This window comes from Candidatus Gracilibacteria bacterium, from assembly GCA_041658685.1.
Lineage (GTDB): Bacteria > Patescibacteriota > Gracilibacteria > UBA1369 > UBA12473 > JBAZZS01.
This window is the reverse complement of sequence record JBAZZS010000007.1, coordinates 1-24,112: the sequence shown is the minus strand read 5'-3', so window position 1 is coordinate 24,112 and position 24,112 is coordinate 1. Positions and strand designations below refer to the sequence as shown.

General features: G+C 45.7%; 16 protein-coding genes and 1 tRNA gene. 9 read left to right on the top strand and 8 right to left on the bottom strand.

Going from position 1 to position 24,112, the window contains the following annotated elements; all coding sequences use genetic code 25:
- Nucleotides 1-81: 81 nt before the first annotated feature.
- Nucleotides 82-762, bottom strand: coding sequence for a hypothetical protein (locus WC882_06050; protein ID MFA5843196.1), 681 nt, complete (start codon nucleotides 760-762; stop codon nucleotides 82-84).
- Nucleotides 763-883: 121 nt separating this feature from the next.
- Here WC882_06050 and WC882_06045 point away from each other — a divergent pair, with 121 nt between their 5' ends.
- The 3 genes from WC882_06045 (at nucleotide 884) to WC882_06035 (ending at nucleotide 4,733) form a co-directional block, all read left to right on the top strand.
- Nucleotides 884-1,282 carry a cupin domain-containing protein gene (locus tag WC882_06045; protein MFA5843195.1) on the top strand — a complete coding sequence of 133 codons (399 nt, stop codon included), beginning with the start codon at nucleotides 884-886 and terminating at the stop codon, nucleotides 1,280-1,282.
- 32 nt (nucleotides 1,283-1,314) lie between these two features.
- A complete protein-coding gene (gene secF / locus WC882_06040) occupies nucleotides 1,315-4,554 on the top strand; it encodes a protein translocase subunit SecF (GenBank protein MFA5843194.1) in 3,240 nt (1,079 codons plus the stop codon).
- A 103-nt stretch (nucleotides 4,555-4,657) separates the two neighbouring features.
- Nucleotides 4,658-4,733 (top strand) — tRNA-Arg (locus WC882_06035).
- A gap of 350 nt (nucleotides 4,734-5,083) precedes the next feature.
- Here WC882_06035 and WC882_06030 read toward each other — a convergent pair.
- Nucleotides 5,084-7,438, bottom strand: coding sequence for an S-layer homology domain-containing protein (locus WC882_06030; GenBank protein ID MFA5843193.1), 2,355 nt, complete (start codon nucleotides 7,436-7,438; stop codon nucleotides 5,084-5,086).
- Nucleotides 7,439-7,538: 100 nt separating this feature from the next.
- Between WC882_06030 and priA the strand changes: the two genes are divergently transcribed.
- Complete coding sequence (gene priA / locus WC882_06025) at nucleotides 7,539-9,863, top strand: primosomal protein N' (protein MFA5843192.1); 2,325 nt, start codon at nucleotides 7,539-7,541, stop codon at nucleotides 9,861-9,863.
- A gap of 16 nt (nucleotides 9,864-9,879) precedes the next feature.
- On the opposite strand, the gene WC882_06020 is transcribed toward priA, so the two are convergent.
- Entirely contained in the window at nucleotides 9,880-10,101 is a 222-nt protein-coding gene (locus WC882_06020; protein MFA5843191.1) for a hypothetical protein, read from the bottom strand.
- A gap of 54 nt (nucleotides 10,102-10,155) precedes the next feature.
- Nucleotides 10,156-12,003, bottom strand: coding sequence for a hypothetical protein (locus tag WC882_06015; protein ID MFA5843190.1), 1,848 nt, complete (start codon nucleotides 12,001-12,003; stop codon nucleotides 10,156-10,158).
- 183 nt (nucleotides 12,004-12,186) lie between these two features.
- On the opposite strand from WC882_06015, the gene trpS reads away from it, so the two are divergent.
- The 4 genes from trpS (at nucleotide 12,187) to WC882_05995 (ending at nucleotide 18,413) form a co-directional block, all read left to right on the top strand.
- The gene (trpS, locus tag WC882_06010) at nucleotides 12,187-13,149 is read left to right on the top strand and encodes a tryptophan--tRNA ligase (protein ID MFA5843189.1); all 963 of its coding nucleotides are present in this window, start codon (nucleotides 12,187-12,189) and stop codon (nucleotides 13,147-13,149) included.
- A gap of 57 nt (nucleotides 13,150-13,206) precedes the next feature.
- Complete coding sequence (locus WC882_06005; protein MFA5843188.1) at nucleotides 13,207-14,829, top strand: CTP synthase; 1,623 nt, start codon at nucleotides 13,207-13,209, stop codon at nucleotides 14,827-14,829.
- A gap of 157 nt (nucleotides 14,830-14,986) precedes the next feature.
- Nucleotides 14,987-17,443, top strand: a complete 2,457-nt coding sequence (locus WC882_06000) for a prolipoprotein diacylglyceryl transferase (protein ID MFA5843187.1) — start codon at nucleotides 14,987-14,989, stop codon at nucleotides 17,441-17,443.
- A gap of 715 nt (nucleotides 17,444-18,158) precedes the next feature.
- On the top strand, nucleotides 18,159-18,413 hold the full coding sequence (locus WC882_05995) for a SemiSWEET family transporter (protein ID MFA5843186.1): 255 nt from the start codon (nucleotides 18,159-18,161) through the stop codon (nucleotides 18,411-18,413).
- Nucleotide 18,414: 1 nt separating this feature from the next.
- Here WC882_05995 and greA read toward each other — a convergent pair whose 3' ends face one another.
- From greA to WC882_05975, 4 genes are all read right to left on the bottom strand, one after another.
- Nucleotides 18,415-18,978: a transcription elongation factor GreA gene (gene greA, locus WC882_05990; GenBank protein ID MFA5843185.1), complete on the bottom strand. Its 564-nt coding sequence runs from the start codon at nucleotides 18,976-18,978 to the stop codon at nucleotides 18,415-18,417.
- A 23-nt stretch (nucleotides 18,979-19,001) separates the two neighbouring features.
- Nucleotides 19,002-20,240 carry an RNA polymerase sigma factor RpoD gene (gene rpoD / locus WC882_05985; protein MFA5843184.1) on the bottom strand — a complete coding sequence of 413 codons (1,239 nt, stop codon included), beginning with the start codon at nucleotides 20,238-20,240 and terminating at the stop codon, nucleotides 19,002-19,004.
- Between the two features lie 6 nt (nucleotides 20,241-20,246).
- Nucleotides 20,247-22,034 carry a DNA primase gene (gene dnaG / locus WC882_05980; GenBank protein MFA5843183.1) on the bottom strand — a complete coding sequence of 596 codons (1,788 nt, stop codon included), beginning with the start codon at nucleotides 22,032-22,034 and terminating at the stop codon, nucleotides 20,247-20,249.
- Between the two features lie 142 nt (nucleotides 22,035-22,176).
- Nucleotides 22,177-23,160, bottom strand: coding sequence for a hypothetical protein (locus WC882_05975; protein ID MFA5843182.1), 984 nt, complete (start codon nucleotides 23,158-23,160; stop codon nucleotides 22,177-22,179).
- Between the two features lie 207 nt (nucleotides 23,161-23,367).
- Between WC882_05975 and WC882_05970 the strand changes: the two genes are divergently transcribed.
- The gene (locus WC882_05970) at nucleotides 23,368-23,976 is read left to right on the top strand and encodes a DedA family protein (GenBank protein ID MFA5843181.1); all 609 of its coding nucleotides are present in this window, start codon (nucleotides 23,368-23,370) and stop codon (nucleotides 23,974-23,976) included.
- The last annotated feature ends 136 nt before the right edge of the window (nucleotides 23,977-24,112 follow it).

Genomic DNA, 24,112 nt, shown 5'->3' with positions numbered 1-24,112 from the left:
TAGGAGCACTACAGCAGGAAGATTTCTCATGTTTTTTATTCATACACGAGAAAATGACACAAAAAAGAAACTTTTACAGATTTAAAAGAAAATATTCTTCAACCAAGTTTCGTTAACTATCCCGCCCACGCACACAAATAAAACATCTTTAATCAAAACACCTTTTTCCCGATACGCGGGATTAACAGGAGGTAAAAATCGATCTATTTGTCCTTGATTTGAACAACGCCCTTCCGCACAATGTTGCATATTGGCCAGAAATTGCGAACCTGCAGCCTTTACCGGGCCGCTCACCTCAGCTCCACCTTGTATAAGCAAAGCAAGAGCGATTGCTTTTTGTTTTGCGTTTACCCCTTCCGGCTCCATAAAACCTTGTAAGGCAAAAATATTCAAAATTTCCAACAAGTCCAGTGCTAAAACACGAAGATTTGCATCAGGCTTTTCCACCTCACCTTTGAGTCTTGCTTTGTGACCTTCCCATGATTCCCTGAAGCCAGGATAAGGAAGACAAATATCCGGGGCATCAAGCAATTCCAATAAACAAGCCTTAGACAATTGATCTGGACCCGTTGCCTCTGCCTCCGGACCGGGGGAAGGCTCTGCTTCACAAACAGAAGATAACTTTCCCACTACTTTCAACCATTCCTCCAGTTTTTCTCTTGAGACTACCACCTCCGTAGCATCCGTTCCCACCGCAGCTAAAAGAGATCTCATTTCAGAGGCAATCGTTTCTGGTGTTACTGTTTCTACTTCTGCAGCCATAATTCAAAAATTAAAAATTTAGAAAAGAAAATAAACCATTTTATAAAAAATGTCAAGCGGGTAGCCCTCCGAAACGGTTTTTCCCTTTGCTCTTTCTCGGTTCAGGGGTAAATTATGCGAGATGAAAAAACCTGAAATCAAGTCAAAGCCTTGGGGCCGCGAAATTTGGTTCGCCAGCACATCCCGTTATGCGGGAAAAATCCTGGAGCTCAAAAAAGGACATCGTTTCTCCCTTCAATATCACGAAAAAAAGGAAGAAACCCAATACCTGTATTCAGGTAAAATTCGCCTCACTTACGGCGATTCTCCGGATCAGCTTCAAGAAAAAATTCTCGAACCCGGGGCCGTGATCCACATTCATCCGGGCATGATTCACCGGGTTGAGGCCCTCGAAGACACGCAAATCCTTGAGGTTTCCACTCCGGAGCTCGACGATGTGGTAAAGATCGAAGACGATTACGGCCGTCATGGCAAAGGCAACAATGAAGAACTCGACCAGACCCTTTCACAGAAAAATTAAATTTATATCCTTTATTTCTAATTTTTAATTTTATGAACAAACGCCGCCTCGCTCTCATCGCCCTCATCGTTGTTATGGCCATCGGTCTGGGATTTTTCGATCTTCCTTATTCTACACAACAAAAAATACTCCCCTTCCTTGCAAATCCCACCGAAACCGAAAATTCCGGATTTCTTGCCGAACAAAAAATCCATCTCGGCCTTGACCTCCAAGGCGGCACCCAACTCGATTACAAAATCGACTTGAGCCGTGTAGCGGAAGCGGATCGCCAAATCGTGATCGACGGCGTTTTTGAAGTCATCACCAAGCGCGTGAACGGACTCGGCGTGGCTGAACCCAATATTTATCGCTCCACCGTAGCGGACGAAGAACACATTGTGGTCGAACTCGCAGGCATCAAAGACATTGAAAAAGCCAAAGAAATCGTGGGAAAAACCATTCAACTCGAGTTTAAAGAAGAAAATTCAAATCCAACCATGAGTGAATCCGAGATTCAAATCATTGAAAACACGGCTCAATCCGCTTTAGATCGAATTCTGGCCGGAGAAGATTTCAGCGCTGTGGCCAAAGAAGCCGAACTCGAAAACCCCACTCGTGTAACGTACTTTTCCTCCGGAGAAGAAAGCTACACTTTTGCAAGTAATATGAACGCCGATTTTCTTCCTTATCTTAATTCCGTTGAAATCGGAAACACCGTTTCCGACCTCATCCAAACCAATGACGGCTATACCGTCGACGCCTCGGGAAATCTTGTCCCCCTTGATGGATTTTATATTGTAAATTTAATCGATCGTCGTGAAGGACAACGCGTTGAAACCACGGAAAAAGAAGTTCAAGCCTCAGCCATTATTATTTCATACGAAGGATCTCAATTGGGCAGCGACTCAATCCGCACCAAAGAAGAAGCCAAAGCCTTGGCCGAAGAACTTCGCACTCGCATCGTGGACAATGGCGAAGATTTTGCCGCCTTGGCCAACGAATACTCCGACGACCCCACCGGAAAAGCCACAAACGGAGATCTTGGCTTTTTCAAAATCGAAGACATCTCCCAACGTTTTATGACCCCAACCTTTAATGACGCGGCTTTCGCTTTAAAAACAGGTGAAATTTCTCAGGTCGTAGAAACCGAATACGGATTTAATCTGATCCAAGCAACAGAGATCAAAGAAGCCACCGAAACCACCACCCTGGAAACCGAATACAATATTGAAAAAGTTTACTTTGCCACAACCCCGGATCCTTGGAGCACCACCGCCCTCACCGGCGAACATTTTGTCCGAGCAAATGTGGAATTCAATCAAAACTATGAACCGTATGTCTCCATCCAATTCAATGACGAAGGCGCCACACTTTTTGAGGAACTCACCGGATCAAACATCAACAAACGCTTGGCCATTTTTGTGGGAGGGCAACTAATTTCCGCCCCAAATGTAAATGAAAAAATCGGTGGCGGTTCCGCTCAAATCAGTGGTCAATTCACGATTGAAGAAGCCACAAACCTCGCACGAGACTTAAACACCGGCGCCATCCCGGCCCCCATCATCCTCGTAGGCCAATCCACTATTGGCGCCTCCCTTGGACAAGAAGCCTTGGATGCCAGTCTTTTTGCCGGACTCATCGGCGTTTTGATTTTAATGACCTTCATGCTCCTTTACTATCGCCTTCCCGGACTTTTGGCCAACATCGCACTTTGCATTTATTCCATCATGCTTATTTTCGTGATTAAAGTCGCGATGCCCATCGCTCTCGCCCTCATCATTTCACTGGGAATTTTCTGTATTCTCGTTTCCATCATTCTCAAAAGCGATGAATCCATTTGGGAAAAGATGCTTTCCTTTTTACTCGCATGTTTCATCCTATTCTTTTTCACGTATCTTTTGGCCAATCCCATCACTCTCACCTTAGCCGGGGTAGCCGGAGTCGTACTCTCCATTGGAATGGCCGTAGATGCGAACATCCTCATTTTCGAACGCATCAAAGAAGAACTTCACAACGGTCGTCCGCTTTCCGGTGCCGTTGAAATCGGATTCGATCGCGCCTGGAGCTCTATCCGAGATTCCAATTTTTCCTCACTCATCACCTGTGCGATTTTGATTTATTTCGGAAGCTCCATCACCAAAGGATTTGCCATCAACTTGGCCCTTGGAATTTTAATTTCCATGTTCACCGCCATCACCATCACACGCACCTTCTTACGAACCGTGGTGGGAACCAAACTCGGAGCCAATAATTTCCTTATGTGCAAACCCAAAAAAGGACATACCACTTTCCGCATCGTGCAAAAGCGAAAACTCTGGTTTGCGATTTCCGGATTGCTCATCTTGGCATCCATCTTTGTCGTACCCATGAAAGGTCTTAATCTCGGGTTGGACTTCACGGGAGGAACGCTCATGGAAATTCAATTCACTCAACCTCTTGTCGTCGATTCCACCACCACTCCGGAAATGACCCTCACCGAAGAATTAAAAAACATTGAAACACTCTTGATCGAAACCACGGATCCCGTTGCACCCACAGACTCTTCCACCGAGACGCTTGCCCTCACCTCGGCCACCGAACAAATCGTCATCGATCTTGGAGATCCCATTGTGGTCTCCAGCGGAGAAAACACATGGATGATTCGCATAAAACACATCTCCAACGAAACTCACGAAGCTTTACTGGCCGGAATTGAAGCCAAATTCGGCCCTCTCGAAGAAATTCGCTACAACACCATCGGAGCCACCGTTGGCGCCCAAATGGCGCAAAAAGCAGTGGTCGCGATCATTCTTGCTCTCATCGCCATTGTGCTCTACATCGCCTTTGCTTTCCGTCACATCCCTCGCCACTTGAGCCCTTGGAGATTCGGCATTTCCGCCATCGTGGCCTTGGCGCATGACGTATTCATCCCTCTCGGAGTATTTGCCGTCTTGGGAGCGATGTTGGACGTTCAAATCGACGCACTTTTCATCACCGCAGTCTTGACCATCATCGGATTCTCGGTTCATGACACCATCGTGGTCTTTGACCGTATTCGTGAAAACGTCAAAAACCAAAAAGCCGGTGAAGAATTCGAGGACGTGGCCAATCGCGCGGTCAACGAAACACTTGCTCGTTCAATCAATACCTCCGGCGCAACAATGATGACCATCGCCGCCCTGTTTTTCTTTGGCGCCGAACCCATTCACTATTTTGTGTTGGCCCTCATGATCGGCATTTTCATCGGAACCTATTCCTCGATCTTCATCGCCACCCCGGTGTTGGTGATTTGGAATAAATGGAGAAATAAGTAGCCCGAGCACAAAGCTTAAATTAAAGGGGAACGGACTAAACCGCTCCCCTTTTTTATGCCTAGACAACCAGCCTCATCGCCTCCTATAATAAATCCGTTATTGTGCGCCAGTAGCTCAGGGGATAGAGCATCGGTCTTCGGAACCGAGGGTCGGGGGTTCGAATCCCTCCTGGCGTACCACAGACACGAGCGAATCCAAAGGATGAGCGAGTGTCAACCCGAACAAAGTGAGGGTTTCCCCGTATTTCCTCCCCCACTCACGTAGCGTAGCGAAGTGCGCTCTCCCGCACCCTGCATTTCTTCCTTATTTTCAGCTGTATGCTGAATCTTCAGCCATTGGCCGATATTCAGCAATTTCTCAAACTATCAAACAAGGTGAGTGAATTTTTTAGTGAGCGCACGGAGTCACAAACACTTTCGGGTCTCGTGGGTCCCGAAGTGGCTTGTGACGAAGTTTAGCGAACAAAAAATTCACGAACATCAACTTGGAAAGGGATCCCGAAAGGGAAAACCTTCGGTTTCCCCTTTCGTTATAAAAAGAACTCCCCCCACCCTTCCAAAAACGCATCCAACGACGCTTGGTTGTATTGCTCAGCTCCCATAAAACCAACCACAAACAAACGGAATAATTCTTCGCAAACCGCGGCGCGCGTTCGGAGCTCCGTGCCCCCAAACATACCCCCGGTTTCTTCCAAAATGCCAAGTTCATAAGCTTTTTCAACATACGGTGCATACCAAATCGCGGCGTACACATCATCATAGGGCAAACCGGAAACATCCGCGACAGCGGGCAATTCCACTTCCCAATATTTCATGATCATTTTTAAAGCCTCACCCTTGGTCACTGTCGAATCCGGATGAAATCCTCCATCCGCATACCCTTCCACCCAACCCAACTCCTTGGCATAACACACGTACGGCGCAAACCACTCACTCGCCACATCATTAAAACAATTTTTATACAAAGTCTTATCAGGCATTCCATCGTACCAACTGTACACCAACACTTTTAACAACTCCGCACGATTGATTTCCGCATTCGGTCGGAAAGTCCCGTCCGGATATCCCTCAAGCACTCCCTCATACGTCAAAAATTTAAGCGCATAATAATTGGGATGTGATTCCACCACATCCGAATAATGCAATTTTTCAAAGGTGGCGCTCACTTCATTGCTGGGCTCACTTTCACCCAAATCCTCGGTATAAGCGGTCACCGTAAAATAATACGTAACGCCCGACAAAAGATCCTCCATTGTATAATGAGTGATATAACCTCCGCTTACAAATTGCCAATAATCATACACTCCACTTTCGGTTCCATAATTGATGTAATACCCGGACACACGGTCATCCATCACCCGCGTCCAACTCAACGACACGGAACTGTCTCCTTGTGAAGTAATGGCAAGCTCCGAAACCGTTAGCGCATCCATCTCCGTCTCGCCGGTCACTTCTTCGGGTAAATTTTCACCCGGTTCGTCTCCGGTTTTATCTCCCTCTCCATCGGTAGGCTCAACAGGGTCTTCACCCATCCACGAATCCTCTTCTCCCCATGTTTCCGGAACATCCTCGGTTAAATAATCTCCGATATTCACCGAATAATAATATTCATACCCGATACTGAACGCCTCATCTTCGGTTTCAATCGTCCACGGAGTTTCAAAATAAGGAAAAAGCATGACCGTCATTTGTACATCCCCTTCATGAAGGGGCATCACCACCGTGCCCAAATCCTCTTCCGCGGGAAGCGACGTGTAATACATCTCTTCAGTCAAATAATAATCCGCCGATTCGGGAAGCATCACCACGCCCCAATTCACTCCCACCGGCTTATCAAATGTAATGGAAAAATCACTCCCAACCATGCTTGAATCCACTTCAAACATCAAATAATTTGCCCCGTAAAGAGCGGGCAAATCCCAACTGTCCACCGACGCGGAATAAAGAGGATATTCATCCACGGTGTACGACGCGTGAGCCGAGAGCCACGGATAATAATACCCGTCCGAATAATAACTGTTCGGCATATAATTCCACACCATAAAATCCTGATACACAGAGGGAAGATCATACCCCCAATTCGCCAACGTACTTTCAAACGCTTCAAAACAATCCCATACATCCGGATCCGAAGCAAAATAGGCTTCAACAACCTCCGGAAGGATCGCATAATCCCCCACATATTCACTCACAAAAATCGGCCACACACCCAACGCGTATTCAAACAAACTTCCCTCCGGAATCACGCCGGTGAACACCGAATAATCCGGATCGTCAAAATAATAAGGCAAATAATTGAGATAATCGTCCACATCGGCATACACATAATTTTCCGTCCACACCGCCGTCATTTCCGCGAAATTCACATCTTGTTCATACCCGGCATAATACCCTTCATAACTGAATTGAATCACATGCATAAACTCATGCGCCACCGTGACTTTCAACAACGCATCGGAAAGCGATGGATCCACGGCAAAATAAATCGTCCCATCATCCATGATCGAGGTGGTTCCCAATGAATCCTGGATCAAATACATATTCAAATCATCCAAAAGCAACAAAACCTTAACTTGATCGTCTAAAGGAGAAGGAAGCCCGGAATAATCCACCAAATACGTCCAACTGGTTTCCGCATAATCCGCAATATTATCAACAAGATCCGGCACCCCGTTTTCATCTTCATCCATCCCTCGATCCGTCATGGGACTGAACTCCAACGTAAAATGATCCGTATCAATCGCATTGATTTTATAAGTGCCCGTGTAAATATCCGTAGTATAAGTGATTGCCGAAGCTTGAGAAGCCAACACCAAAACACCTGTCAGAGAAAGAGCCAACACCAAACCCAGCCTTTTTAAGGCAAAAGAAAAAGAGGAAAGCATGAGAGGGAAAATAAAAAAATAAGGGAGCGAATCAAACTAAAGTCATTTTAACTCAACTCAAAAAAAAACAAATATAAAAAAATTATGGTATTTTACCCCCATGTTTGCAGACATTCTTCTTCCCATCGCCAATCAAGGAGCGGAAAAACCGCTGACATACGCCGTGCCCGAGGAACTTAAAACCGAAATTCAATGCGGAAGCACGGTAACGGTACCGTTGCGCAACCGCAGTGCCACCGGAATTGTGGTAAAAATTCACAACGAAAAACCAAGCTTTGCGGTCAAGCCCATTCTTCGCGCCAAACAAGACGAGCCCCTGCTCAATTCGTGGCAAATTCAACTCGCGACATGGATGGCAAATTATTATTTTTCGCCGCTGTATCAAACACTCAAAATCATGCTTCCCCCGTCGGTTTGGAATCCCAAAAAAAAGACACCGTACACGATTTATTATGAAAGGACTGACACACCAATTTCATTGAAATTAGGCCAAAAACAACTCGAACTGATCAAATTATTTGATCAACATCCGCGACTCAGTCGGGAAGCGCTTCAAGCGTTTTCATCGGCCACACTCAAAAGCCTGGAACAAAAAAATCTCATTCAAAAATCACAGGGCGAAATTCGTTATGTTGACCATGCGATTCCCCTTTCAAAAAATCCGATTCTCGCCAAGACGCTCACTCCCCCGCAACAATACATTGTGGATGAAATTTTAAAAACGAACGACGAAGACGCGAAAAAATTTCTCATTCACGGCATCACGGGCTCGGGCAAAACCGAAATCTATCTCACTCTGGCCAAAGCCGTGGTTGAACAAGGGAAACAAGCCCTTCTTCTTGCCCCGGAAATCGCACTCACTCCCCAACTCATCGATTATTTTTCACACACGTTTAGAGGAAGAATCGCGGTCCTGCACAGCGCACTCGGCGCCGGCGAACGCGAACGCGAATGGTGGCGCATCCGAAAAGGCGAAGCCGACGTGGTGATCGGATCCCGGTCCTCGATTTTCGCACCGGTCTCAAATCCGGGCTTGATTCTCATCGATGAAGAACACGAATGGAGCTACAAACAGGATCGCACCCCGTTTTATCATGCACGAACCGTGGCATTTGAAATCAGCAAACTCACCGGAGCCAAAATTGTGATGGGAAGCGCAACGCCAAGCTTGGAGACGAGGTATATGGCAATCGATGATAAACCAAGGGAAGGCATGGCGAATTTTTCTTTTGGGCGCATTTTCAAGGAAGAGGACACGAGGATCACGCATCCGAGTGGCCGACTCCCATGCGCCCAAGGGGAAAATTTGCCTACAGCCTTCCCGTCCTATTATCCAATCCGCTATTTCCCCCTCAAAGAACGCATCCACGGCACCCTCCTTCCGCACGTACACATCGCAGACATGCGCGAAGAACTTCACAAAAAAAACTTCAGCCTATTCAGCGACGTGCTTTTGGAAAAATTAAAAGCCACGTTTGACGCCAAAAAACAGGCCATTCTTTTCTTGAACCGGCGCGGGCACGCCTCAGCCGTGCTCTGTCGCGAATGCGGTTTTGTAATGAAATGCCGCTCCTGCGACGTAGCCCTCACCCACCATCAATTCAAAACCGGAGAAAAACTCGTGTGCCATCACTGCGGATTGTATGAAAAAGTCCCGGTCACCTGCCCTCAATGCCAAAGCGTGGCCATCAAATTCATTGGAGCGGGAACCGAACGCGTGGAACAGGAATTGCAAAAACTTTTCCCAACCCTGCGAATTTTGCGCGCGGATCGCGACACCACAGGTAAAAAAGGCAGTTTCAAATCCATGTATTACGCACTCAAAGACAAAGAAGCCGACGTCCTGATCGGCACGCAAATGGTGAGCAAAGGCCTAGACCTTCCGGATGTGGCTTTGGTGGGCGTGATGTTGGCCGATATTGGGTTGCACATCCCGGATTTCCGAGCCAGCGAACGCATTTTCCAACTCCTCACTCAGGTCGCGGGACGCGCGGGTCGCAAGCACGACCAAGGCGAAGTCGTGATCCAAACTTACAACCCCGAGCACATGAGCCTTCGCTTTGCTTCCACTCACGACTACGATGGATTTTTCGATCAAGAAGTCACGAACCGAAAATCATTAAAATATCCACCATTTAGCCGCATCATTAAGCTCACATTCAAAGATGATGATCAAAAAAAGTGTTCAACAGAAGCCGAACGCGTGGCCAAAGAATTGCAAGCCCTCGACACCCAAATTTCTCCTCTCGAAAACCGCCACACAATCTCCGCAGCCCCGGCTTTTCTCATGAAAAAATTCAACCGCTACCGCTGGCACGTTTATATCCAAGGCCCGACCCCCTCAACTCTCCTCCGCGCCTACCTCTCCCAAACCCGCCTCAAAAAAGACTGGACCATTGATGTGGATCCCGGGGAGATGGGGTAAAAAAACTCTCAATTCATTAAGACTTCTTAGTCTTCGTACTTGCTGAACCACTTTTCTCCAGCATAGGCAACAAAAGACCTAAATTTTGCAAAACACACAAGGAACGCAAACCATCATTACCTGATTTCGTTTCAACGCCCGGAAGGGACTGAGCCTCATTAGGCATAAAAACAACTGATTCAACTCCACTTTCCAAATTCTTGTCTGCTTCATTATTCCCCATAGATTCATTTGGCATAGTTTTCAATGTTAAAATATAAACTATTTTATGATAATCCTTCTCTTACCGTTGTTAATTCACCCGGAATGAACGACGAGGGGGAAATGAACGGGCAGATGAAAATGGCGTTCTAGGATTCATCCCAGGCCTTGAACGGGCAACTTTTTCCCCCTTTCCATTACCGGACTTTTTTAGAGCAACTTGGGCTACGTCTGCTGCTATTGCTACGTCTGCTGCTGCATCTGCTTTTTTGTCTTCTTCTAAGAATACTGCTCGTGCTGCTTCTGCTACTTCTTCTGCTTCTTCTTCTGATTTTCCTTTTTCTATTGCTGCTGCTCTTGCTATTGCTGCTGCTTCTTCTGCTGCTTTTGCTATTGATTCTGCTGCTTCTTGTGCTTCTCTTGCTACTCTTTTCCCTGGTCTTCGAGATTTCAAAAGAGGAGGCCTCTTATTTTTATCAACATTGGAAGCGCCCATAACCCTACCTGAATCATCCACTTCTGAATCATCCACTTCTGAATCATACGCCCCTGAATTTGTCACTGGCCCCGAAGTCTTCCATTTTTCAAAGTCAGATAAATTGCGCATTAATAAATATTGTTCTCCCTGGCTGATCCTCTCGGCTTCATTCCTGTCTTGATAAGAAGCTGCGTCTTTTACCGCCTGATTTAAAGGGTCTCCCCACCATCCACACTCATCTAAACCTTCCGTCACTTCGTCATCAACTTCTTCGTCATCAACTTCTTCATCGTCAACTTCTTCATCGTCAACTTCTTCGTCATCAACTTTTTCGTCGTCAACTTCTTCTTTTCCTTTTCTCCGATCCATCCTTTTTTCAAACCAAGTGCTTAACTCTTCATCATCAAAAGCAACGTCTACTTCTTCTCCGCCCTCATCCTCTCTTCCCCCTCTCGCATCTCTTGCCCCATGCCCACCTCTCCCAATTCTTTTCTCTCCTTCCAATAAAACTCTCATCCATCGTGCGCGACTTTTTCCAATCCATACATCAATCGCACCCCATTCTTCGGATACGGCCTCAGGACCTCTAATTTCAGCATGTCTTAAACGTTTTTTTAAAACAGAAAACATACGGCTCCAAAATACATTTACTTCTCCTTGGGGATGAGTAGGAACAATAAGGGGAACTACGGAAGGAGATTCTTCTAAAGTTTTTCCTCCCCTTAACTTTTGAAAAAGTCCCCGAGACAACCTAGCTTTTCTCCTTCGTTGCGGTGCATTCATGGGCTCCACACTCTCATCATGATAATCCATAGATTCACCTAAGTCCGTATAAACTCCTTTCCCCATCAACTCCGTCCATTGATCAAAAACCTGATTAAAAGCAGCCAAATTGTTTTGAAATCGAATAGCTCCAAATACTTTAAACATCGATTGCATCATATTGTCATATTCACACTGAAGCATCTCATCTTTTGTTGAGGGGAAAGACCATTCCACTCCTAAATATTTCGGGAACCTCTGTTGCAATAAATGAAAGAGTTCTTTTATTGAAGCATTAACTCCTCCGGGAGTTTCTGTAGCGCCACAAGCAGACAAAAAGTCCCATCCATTTTTTATAAACGTATTACGAAAATCGTTCTCACTATCAGGGGCATATTCACTTTCCATATTTTCAGTGTCTCCACCTTGTATAAAGATATCATCAACCAATGGCTCAATACCCGAAGACACTTGGTCTAATTTATATAATGGAACATCTTTCCCTTCATGAGATAATATCTCAACACGACCTATCAAAGGAAGCACTCTTAAATTTACCCTCGAGGTTGCTGCTAACCATTCCCTTTGTCCATTAACTCTATCCAAATCCGCTTCCCAAATATTGGATTCTCCTCCTTTTCTCCCCTCTCCAAATCCATCTAATCCAACTTCACTTTCCCCTAACACTAATTTTGCCATAATTTTTTAAATTAAATATAAGCAACTTATATAGCGAATAATGCTCCCCCCCTGTCAAGCTATTTCGTTTTTTAATTTCCTGTTACAATCAAAAACAAAGCGCAGCGGAATGTCCTATCTTACATTTTCTTCCCTGTATTTTCCCCATTTAAAATCTAAAATTCATCATTTAAAATTTCCCCCATGCGCATCCTTTCCGGCGTTCAACCCAGTGGCGCACCGCATCTCGGCAATTTTCTCGGAGCCATGAAGCGTCATGTCGCGTATCAAACCCAATCCGAATCCTTTATTTTTATTGCGAATTATCACGCGCTCACCACCATCCGCGACGGCAAAAAACTTCGCCAACTCACTCATGAACTCGCCGCCGACTACCTCGCCATTGGGCTGGACCCAAAAAAAACAACCTTCTTTCGCCAAAGCGACATCCCAGAACACGCGCAACTCCTGTGGATTCTCTCCGCCATCACTCCCATGGGCCTCATGGAACGCTGCCACGCCTGGAAAGACGCCAAAGCCAAAGGTAAAAAAGAAGCCACAATTGGACTTTTCACCTACCCAATTCTCATGTCCGCGGACATTCTTCTCTACAAACCCGATAAAGTGCCGGTGGGAAAAGATCAAAAACAACACGTGGAAGTGGCACGCGACTTGGCTGAAAAATTCAATCAAATATTTGGAGAAGTTTTCAAACTCCCAGAACCCGACATCGATGAAACCGTTCAAACCGTGACCGGAACCGACGGCGAAAAAATGAGCAAAAGTTACGGAAATACGATTCCGCTTTTTGGCGATGACGCGAGCCTTAAAAAAGCCGTGATGAGTGTGGTGACCGATTCCACTCCCCTCGAACAGCCCAAGGATCCAGAAAAGTGCAATGTGTTCAAACTGTATCGCTATTTTGCCACCCCGCAAGAACTTGCCAACCTCCGCGACAAATACACGGCCGGCGGATTTGGTTATGGAGATGCCAAAAAAACGCTATTACAAAAACTACACGAAGTCCTCGATCCCTATCGACAAAAAAAGGTTGAGCTCGAGAAGAAATTCGACTATGTTGAAGACGTCCTAAAAGACGGAGCGAATCGCGCCCGCGGTCTTGCCCAAAAAACGCTGGAAGAAGTCCGTGAAAAAGTGGGGTTGTAGGATTTAATTTAAAATCTAAAATTCATCATTTCTAATTTCTTCTAATTCCCTCTCGTAATGCCCACAAAATACATCTTCGTTACCGGTGGAGTGTGTTCCTCTCTTGGAAAAGGAATCACCAGTGCCTCCATCGGCGCTTTGCTCAAGACCGCCGGATTTAAAGTTTTTCCACAAAAACTCGATCCCTACATCAATGTGGATCCCGGAACCATGAGCCCGTTCCAACACGGCGAAGTGTTTGTGACCGACGATGCCGGCGAAACCGACCTCGATCTCGGCCACTACGAACGCTTCATCGACACCAGCTGTTCCATGCTTTCCAATGTCACGACCGGAAAAATTTACACGGAAATTTTACAAAAAGAACGCGCAGGCGAATTTCTCGGGCGCACCATTCAAATCATTCCGCACATCACCAATGCGATCAAAGACAAAATCAAAGCCGCGGCCAAAAAAAGCGGAACCGACATCCTCATTGTGGAAATCGGGGGCACAGTCGGAGACATCGAAGGCCTCCCCTATCTCGAAGCCATTCGCCAACTGCGGCATGAACTCGGTGCCAAAAACACGCTTTTCATTCACCTCACTCTGCTCCCTTACCTGATGGCCTCGCGCGAGCTCAAAACCAAACCCACGCAAGCCTCGGTCCGCGAACTGCGCAGCATCGGGATTCAACCCGACATCATTGTTCCGCGCACGGATTTCGAACTCGACGAAGAAATCATCGACAAAATCGCCTTATTCTGCGACGTGGAAAAAGAAGCCGTGATCCCGGCCAAAACCGCTGAAAAATCCATTTACGAAGTGCCTCTCAATCTCCAAAAATATCACATCACGGAAATCATCGGAGAAAAACTCGGGCTTGGTAAAATCAAACCCAATCTCAAGGACTGGAAAAGCTTGGTCGCCAAAATTTACACCAAACGCAAAGAACTCAAAATCGCGCTTGTGGGCAAATACACCGGTCTGGACGACGCGTACATCAGCGTGATCGAATCTCTAAAAATCGCATGCTATCACGCCGATCGAGAACTCAAACTCATCTGGGTCGAAGCCGAACAACTCGAAAAAAACAATAAAAAAGTTTGGACCGAACTCCAATCCGCAGCCGGGATTGTGGTCACCGGCGGATTTGGATCTCGCGGATTGGAAGGAAAAATCATGGCCGCGGATTATGCTCGCAAAAATAAAATCCCCTATTTGGGCTTGTGCCTCGGCATGCAAATGCTGACCATTGCCTTTGCCCGAGAAGTCTTGAAAAACAACAAGCTCACCAGTGAAGAATACGATGAAAACGAACAAAAACTGACTCAAGATCATTACGTCATTCATTTTCTCCCGGGGCAACATAAAAACCGCGCCAAAGGAGGCACGCTCCGCTTAGGCTCTTACCCCTGTCGCCTCACTCCCGGCACTCAAACCGCAAAATTATATGGCAATGCAACCCTGGTCAATGAACGCCATCGCCACCGCTTTGAATTCAACAACGCGTTCCGGGAACCTCTTGAAAAAAATGGACTGATCGTGTCCGGAGTTTACGAAAAAGACAACCTCGTGGAAATCGTAGAACTCAAAAATCATCCCTTTATGATCGGGTGCCAATTCCATCCGGAATTTTTATCACGCCCCAACAAACCACATCCGTTATTTAAAGGGTTTATCGAGGCCGCCATTAAATAGCATCAATTTACAACTCACCCAATGGCGATCAAAATCGTACTAATGCAAGGAAGCAAGCCATTTATACTCCGAGCCGTACAAAATTCTGTACGGTGAGGAGGGAAATGGCGTAGCTGACAAAGCAGTAGACGATTTTCAGCGCCATTAAATAGCATCAATGCAATTCAAATACACCGCCACCAATCCCGAGGGGAAACGTTTAACCGGCATCATCAATGCCGGAGATGAAGCCACGGCCCGAACCGAATTGAACCATCTCGGTTTTTCGATTTTAGAAATCAATACCGTGGACGAAACCGCGGTGCAAATTCAAAGTGAAATGGAAAAATTCGAGTTTGAAGCCATTGATAAAAACGGGAAAAAAATCAAAGGAACCATCCCGGCAAAAACCGACCTCCTCGCCTACAAACGCTTGATGGATGAATATCACTTCAACATCCTTTTTCTGGCCCCGGCCTCTGCCACGGAACAAGAAAAACAAAACCTTCGCACCTCCGGGATCGAAGCGTTAAAAAACCAATACGACCTCCAATCGCATGAGCTCGACACGTCCGGCATCAAGGCCGAAGTCGAAACGCCTGAATTCCTTGCGCAAAAAAAAATCGTGATCGATGAAGTGGACCAAATTTTAAATCGAATCAAAACGATTCTCACCACCTTTGAAACCAAACTTTCTCCGGAAAAAAAATCAATCATCCAAGGTTATATCGATAAACTCCTGCGCATCAAAGCCAGTAACAACCTCGATTACATCCTCAACACGTGCAAAGACCTTCTCAAAAAAATCCAAGAAGAAGAAATGTTTTTGGAAACGCAAGAACACGGGCAAGAACGCCAATCCATCTTATTGGAAAGCCAAAAAATGATGATGGAACTCAATAAATCCATGGCCCCAAAATTGGGATTCATCGCCGACCTCCAAAATAAAACCGCTTTCCTCAAAAAAAAGCTCGAAGGAAGTTCATTGAATTTTCTCGTTGGCCCACTTCAATCCATTGAAAATTATTTCAAAGATCCGCCGGACCTCGCTCCGCTTAAAACCGAGTTACGCGTGGTGAAAAACAAACGGTGGGACGCTCTTCGGCTGGTGTTCAAATCACCAAAGGAAACGCGCGGGGTGGCCATCGATTCGGTTAAAAATCTTTTCGCGCAAGAAAAAATCATCAAACACAAAATCAAAGCCGTCCAAGGATTACGTCATGAAAAAAACCTGGTGATTCGCCATGAAAAACATCTCTATCTTGTGGAAGAAATCAGCGTGTTCACCGGTTGGTTGCTCTTTTTTTATCTCGGATATTATTTCTTGGGACATTATGTCATCACAAAAAACATACCCCTTCAACCCGTGCTCGGCATTCCTTTTGACCTTGGAGAATCCGTGTTGTTCAAGTATCTTTTGCCTGTTGTTTTCCTCATTCACTCAGCCGCAACGCTCAAACTTATATTTTTCATAAAAAGCCGCCTTGCCGACCCCATTCTCATTGTTCTCACGTTCTTTTTATCTTTAATGGTGGTTTTTAATTTTTGATTTATGCTCCCCATCCTCTTTGAAATCGGACCGTTCACCATTCTTTCCCTCTGGGCCGTCAGCCTTATCGGATTTATATTGGGCACTTTAATTTTCCTTAAAAAAGCCAAATACGAACGTCTCAATTTAAATCTCATCCTGGAGCACAGCCTCAGTTTATTGGTCGGGATCATACTGTTCTCGCGAATCACGTTTTTTATCACCAATTGGGGCTATTTCAGTCCACTCTCCATCGGAGGATTTTTAAAACATGTGATTTTTTTCTGGACACCGGGCTTTTCCTTTTGGGGAGGCGTGATCGGAGCCTTACTTTTTCTTTATTATCACTGTCGTCTAAATCATGAAAAACTCGGCGATTGGATCAATGCCATGATCATCCCCTTTTTCGTGGGCATCATGATCGGAAATATCGGGCAACTCATGGATGGCCAAGGCTACGGACATGAAACCATTTTGCCCTGGGGCATCTCATTTGAAAGCACCAACGTCAAATACACGGTGCCGGTTCACCCCACTCAAATATATTCTTTTCTCGCTATTTTGCTCATCCTCACCACCAAAAAATACGTTCAAAAAAAATGCCCTTTTTTAGTGGAAGAAAAAAACTGGACCCTATTCGCGGTCAACGCCTATGCACTGTCTCGTTTCATCATTGAATTTTTCCGAGGGGACGACACCTTGCAATTCGGCCCCGTACGCATCGGGTATATCACTTCCTTTGTTTTATTTGTCGTCACCGCGCATTTCCTGTATAAAAAAGTCAAAAATCCTTTACCCTCTAACGATTCCAATTTATGAATCTCGGCAAACTTTTCAGTCTTTCTTATCTTTTTGATCGCTTTCCCGGATCGTCGTTTCGTTACATGATCCCGTGCCTTGTATTATTTCTCGTGTTGATTGTCGGATCTTTTTATCTGGAATCCTGGATTCGCCGTCACCCGCTTCGCTCCAGCCTCAAACTCACGTTGCCACACGTGGGAGGCCACTTGCGCGCCTTCGGAATCGTGGGTTTTGTGTTGTTGTGGATTCGTTATGAAAACCTCCCCTTCATCAGCATGCGATTTTTATTGGTCCTCTTCTTTTTAAGCTTTTTGGCGTATGTGGGACGATGCATCTACCGTTTCAACGTCGTTTTGCCAAAAATCATTGAAGAAAACAAACGCCTCAACAAATTGAAGAGCTATTTGCCAAAAAAGAAAAGATAACCATGATGAATAGAATATATATAAGTCAACTTATTATTAGTCCAGAGGCTGAAGCTGCTCTGTCTCAACCAACCGGTGTGCATCGATTTATTTCACTTTTAGGTCTTGTTGGTCTATTTATTTTGCTCCTTGTTGTACTTTTTTGTGTATATAAAATATATATTTTTTTAAAAGAGAAAAAATCGATCAATCATCGCGAAAACATTTTCCGGATTATTGGAATCATAATGTATTTCATATTATCATTTTTCTTTATTTTTGATTTTACGAGACTTTACGATTCTCGTCCAAAATTATACGGAATTCCACTGTTATGGATTTCCGTTTTTTTTATGATCGCTTTTCGAAAAACCAATAAACGTAAATTATTTTATGCCGTATCGATTTTGCTTATACTTACGGCCCCATTTCTTATTTACGTAATGCTTCCTCCCGATGTTGTAGACTGGCAATTTCTTAATAACATACAAATAAATATCCCTTTCTTTAAAGAAGAGTGTATGGGTTTGGTTTCGGTGTCGAGCCAGGACTATGGATGTTTTTGTCACGCATTCAATAGCTCTTTTAAGGTTAGTGTTTTTTAAAACAACCCAAAAATGGATCCCATTCAATTCATTGGATATTTATCAGGATTCATAATCTCCGTAGCCTTAACTCCACAAGTTTTCCAAGCGTGGAAAACAAAATCCACGAAAGATATTTCGTTACCGTGGACGCTCAGCTTATTAGTGGGCCTTTTGCTCTATTTTATCTATGGAGTTGGAATCAAAGAAATGCCCATCATCGTCATGAATGGACTTGAAACAAGCCTTGTCTTAGCGCTGATTGTTGCGAAATTGATTTACAAATAAATTATTTCAAACTCACAATCTCGTACGTTACCTTGCCTCCCGGAGTACGCGCTTCGACTTCATCTCCGACTTTGTGATCCAACACCGCAGCGCCGATCGGAGATTCATTGGAAATGCGTTGATTGAGCGGATCCGCTTCCGTGGAACCCACAATCGTGAATTCTTCTCGTTCGCCTTCGCGAGGTTTGATACGTTTAATGCCAACCACACTCCCCAATTCCACCACTTTCCCATGTTTATGAGTGATGATCTTGGCATGTTTAATTTTTTCTTCCAATTCCAAAATGCGGCCCTCCACAAACGCCTGTTCATTTTTGGCTTCTTCGTACTCGGAATTCTCGGAAAGATCCCCGTAACTGATGGCTTCTTGCAAACGACCCGCCACTTCTCGGCGACGCACATCTCTCAACTCATCCAATTCATCTTGAATCTGTTTCAAACCGTCTTTGGTCACAAACGTGGCCTTGTCATCATCGGTTTGAAGCGGCGGAGGAAGCGGAACGGCCGGGCCCGCGCTTTTTGTAATCACTTTAGGATCAACTGCGGTTTTTTTTGTGGAAGTCATTGAAGAAAAATTAAAGGATTAAATTAAAGACGAATTTTAATACTGGTCGGATGTTCTTTGAGTTTTTGTAAAACCTTGGCCTCAATCTGACGAATACGTTCGCGAGTGACTCCGAATTCCTGTCCCACTTCTTCCAACGTATGCCCGATCCCATCTTTCAAACCAAAACGCATTTCAATGATCTTCCTTTCACGAGGCGAGAGATATTGAAGCATCACACGTATATTTTCCTTGATGATGTTGCGATTGGTAAGATCCGCAGGAGACAACGAATCGCTGTCTTCGATAAAATCCCCGAGCTTGCTGTCTTCCTCGGAACCCACCGGAGCCTCTAAGGACACAATATCCTGAGAAATCTTAAGAATATGACGCACTTTCTTGATGTCCATGGCCATTTCAACCGCCAACTCTTCCACCAACGGTTCACGACCCAACTCTTGAACCAAACGACGTTGCGTATGCGTGAGTTTGTTGATGGTTTCCACCATGTGCACCGGGATGCGAATGGTGCGCGCCTGATCCGCAATGGCGCGAGTGATGGCCTGACGAATCCACCACGTCGCATACGTGGAAAATTTAAACCCGCGATCCGGATCAAATTTCTCTACCGCGCGGAACAAACCAATATTTCCTTCTTGAATCAAATCGAGGAACGACAACCCTCGACCAATGTATTTTTTCGCAATGCTCACCACTAAGCGCAAATTGGCTTCCGCCAACTGTTTTTTGGCAGATTGATCCCCGCGCTTGATGCGACGAGCCAAATCCGCCTCTTCCTTGGCATTCAACAAATCCACTTTCCCGATTTCACACAAATACATGCGGATCGAATCATTGGCAATTTCGGAAAGTTCCACTTCTTTGCGCGCTTTTTTATCCACTTCCTCGGAAGTCAACGCTTCCTCCTTTTCCAATTCTTCATCCCCCACGTCTCCCTCTTTTTCTTCCTTTTCTGTTCCCGCTTTTTCTTTTTTCCCCTTCTTCCCTTTCCCTTTTTCCGGCTTCACTTCTTCTTCCTTTGTTTTATCCCAAATAAGATGATCTTTCACATCCAAAACATCCACCCCCAAATCCAGAAATAACGTGTAAACCTCATCGAGAAGCAACACATCTTCTTCAATATTCGGAATCGCTTGCAACAATTCCTGTTGCGTAACAAAACCGCGCTCGCGACCTTTTTCCACCAATTTACGAACTTCGGGCGGATATTTGGCGAGCTTTTCGTCCGTAAAATGCGAGATGAATTTTCGAGTTCGAGCCATAAGGTCTTAGGATTGATACAAGCAAGAGTACTTTTGAAACAATTCCCGTTCACGGTCAACATCTTTTTCGTCCTGCGCCACGCGAATTTCGTGCATAAGTCGCACAGCTTCATTTTCTTTGCGGGCGAGAAGCGTTTGCTTGGCAGCCTTCCGAATTTCCTCGGCAAGAAGGTCATCCGATAGCTCTGCGTTCCTCATTTCAGCAAAAATCATCATGGCCTCAAAATACCTCTTTTCCTCTTCGTCCAACGCCCCAAGAACCAAAACGGCATCGTTAAAAGCGGCGCTATTATAAAGATCAGCCACCCGTTTGTAAATCTTTTTAGTACGTTCGTCAAACACCTCATCCGGGAGCGAAACCGCCTCAACCGTCACTTTAGTAGGAAACCGCAGTAACAAGCCCAAAAGATACTCGGCTTGGCTGAAAGTGGCTTTGGCCGGAATTCCGGAGGCTTTGGTCTTGGACGTTTCTCGTGCCGGAGACTTTTCATAAGACGGCATTTTTTTCACCCGATTGAACTCATCATAAATAAATTGGGGGTCGGTCTGAAGCAAAAACCCCAATTCACGAATAAAATGATCCTGTTCCAATGACGACGCATGTTTGAGCAACGGCAAAAAGAACGCACACGCCTGTTTTTTGCCTTCAATGTCTTGAATCGGGAATCGTTTCCCCGCTTCCTTGAGATAATAATCGAGATAATTCGGGGCCGTTTGAATCGCTTGTTTCCAGAGTTCGGGATCTTTTTTAATACACTCATCCGGATCTTTTCCATCCGGTACGCGAATCACACGCATGTTCAAATTAAATGTTTGGCCCAACAAAACCGCGCGCATGAGCGCCTCCTCCCCTGCTCGATCCGTATCAAACGACAACGCCACATTCTTAGTCAAGCGCGTGAGCACCTTAAATTGCTCGGGGGTGAACGCGGTCCCTGAACTCGCCACCACATTGGTGATGCCGGCCTGATGGGACGCGATAAGATCCATATAGCCTTCCACCACAATCACAAGGTCGTCCTTTCGAATCGCGGCTTTTGCCTTATGGTAGCCATAAATCGTATCACCTTTATGATAAATCACCGATTCCGGCGAATTGAGATACTTGGGTTCGTCATCCGGCTTAAGCGCCCGGCCACCAAACCCCACAATCCGTCCCTGATTGTCCCAAATCGGAAACATGAGTCTTCCGCGGAATCGATCGTGAGTTTTTTCGCCATTCGTATCTTTGGAAATGAGCAAACCGAGCTCAAGGAGATCTTGTTTGGAATGATTTTTTTGGAAAAGTGCGGCTGACGTGGCCTCAAAGGAATCCGGCGACAATCCGATCTCAAAATCACGAATCGTCTGTGCCGTGATAGCGCGTTTCTCGAGATAATTGAGAACGTCTTTGCCCTCTTTGGTGGTCCACAAAAAATTCGAATAAAAATCACGCGCCGAATTATTGATGCCGTACAACTCAACTTTGTGGTCCTTGGAAATTTTTGGCGCCGCATTGAAATGTTCCTGATACATCGCCTTATCAATGCCCGCAATATCGGCCAAAAGATCAATCGCACCTTTAAAGTCGAGCCCTTCGATTTCCTGAATAAACGCAAACATATCCCCGCCCTTGTGACAGCCAAAACAATACGCGAGTTGACGCTCCGGGCTCACCACAAAACTGGGCGTTTTTTCCGCATGAAACGGACAGCACGCCTTGAGACTGCGGCCCGTTCGCTTGAGCGGAACATAGCGCGAAACCACATCTTCGATATTGAGGCGCGACTTGATGTCGAGCACGATGTCGGGCATGCGTAGAGGTTAAAAAAAAATTCAGGGGAGCGCACTCCGCTCCATGCGTGAGCTTAGCCTTGAATGTGTGGTTCGACAAGCAGACACGTAGTGAGCCGCAAGGCGAACGGAGGGTCTCACAGCAACGCGTTTTGATTGGCAGTTAGCGCACTACTCACGTAGCGCCAGCGAAGTGAGCTCTTCTCTTCCGCATTTCAGCCAATCATGGCGATCGCATTTCCAGATACTTCTGATCCACGGCATGCGCAATCTGATGATGTTCCCGGCAAAGCGGCGCCATGTAACGAGGATCATGCGTATGCGCGAGCGCGAATCGTTGCAAGTGATGGATATTACAGGCGGATTTTCGGCACGTTGGAATGGAACACTTTTGGCCATACTCTTCCTTAAGGATGGCTTTCACACGAACAGGAATGTAGCGAGAGGCTATCTCTGGTGCATTTTGAGCAATCGTCTCTTTTTCTTGTTCAATTTTTTCTTTTCGTTGTTTTAAAAGTTCCAAAAGAATTTTATTAACGTCGTGACCTTGCGCGTGAAGACAATTGAGCGTTGCGATAACTTCGTCGGAAAGAGAAAAATGCAAAATACAGGGAAAGGGAAAGCGCATTCCGCTACGCTTCATGCGTGGCTGCGTGCCCGGTGTGTTCTGCGCGCGCAGACTTCTTGGTTCGATTTTTGGCTTATTTAAGCCATTTTGATTTTGAAGATCGCTACCACATTGAGATGCCATTCGCTCGTCTCGCGCCAGCGTTTCCAGCGCTTTTTGTGACAAAATTTTTATTTTTTCCGCCAACTCACTTTCATTCTCTACCGTCGCAATCGAAACCACGCGCGCCAACTTATTTACGCTCACACGGCCTTCCACAAGAAGATTTTTTAAAACCGGCTTATCTTCGAATCGTTTTTCCAGTCTCAGCACCACCCTCACCTGCTCGGCAGAGAGTCCCGCGAGTTTGGCCGCAAATTCAAAAATACTTGAACATCCACGTTTTTCATAAAGCCGCCGTTTATCCACTTCAGGCAAAAGGCCGATAAATTTCCTACGCCAAAACAGTGCTTGTTTGCCAAATTTGTCGCAGAGTTTAAGTAATGCTTGATCCGAAATTTTCGCAATTGAATTTTCCATAAATAACAGGTTAAATTAACGCTTAAATTTTACCAAGAATCACCTCAGGAAATCCAGGAAAAAATTCAAAATTTCTCATTTTCTATAGCGAAAAATAAAGGTTGTTTTATGGGTGAGTATGCGCTCACCTAATTACCCGGTCCCCGATCAAGTCGGAAGGATGACAAATAACACTGCGCTTCGCTCCGTGCGTGCTATACTCCCCACATGGGCCTCACCGAATTTCTTGCCGAACACATTACTCGATTCATCGAAATCGCAGGTTATACCGGCGTGACGCTCTTGATGATCCTGGAAAGCATGGTTTTCCCCGTGCCCAGCGAAGCCGTGATGCCGTTTGCCGGATTTTTAATCGCAGATGGAAAATTCACATGGCTGGGCGTGATTCTCGCCAGCACAACCGGAAGTCTAATCGGCTCAATGCTCTCGTATTGGATCGGCCTCTACGGCGGGAATCCATTTCTCAAGCGCTATGGCCGCTATTTTTTACTTAACGAGACGCATTTACACCAAACCGAACGCTTTTTTCAGCGCCACGGCGAACCCACAATTTTCATCAGCCGATTCATTCCGATTGTGAGGCATCTCATCTCCTTGCCCGCGGGATTGAGTCGCATGAAACTGTGGAAATTTTGCCTCTACACCCTGCTCGGCGCCGGCTTATGGAACACATTTTTGGCCTGGGTCGGGTTCAAGCTCATGCAAAACTGGAACACCGTCATCAAATATAGCGAAACCATCGACCTCGCGGTTTTGGCTGTGATTGTGGTGGGAGGGGGATGGGTGGTGTGGAGGCATGTAAAAAAATCAAAGTAGGCGACATTAAAAACTCTGCCCTGGCGGGATAGTTAAATTAATTTGGTTGATTTTTTGGATTGCAAGTGATGGATTTTTTGTACTTACAAAACCCTTCGATCCAAGCAAAAAGAGACTTAGGTGTATTAAAACCTTT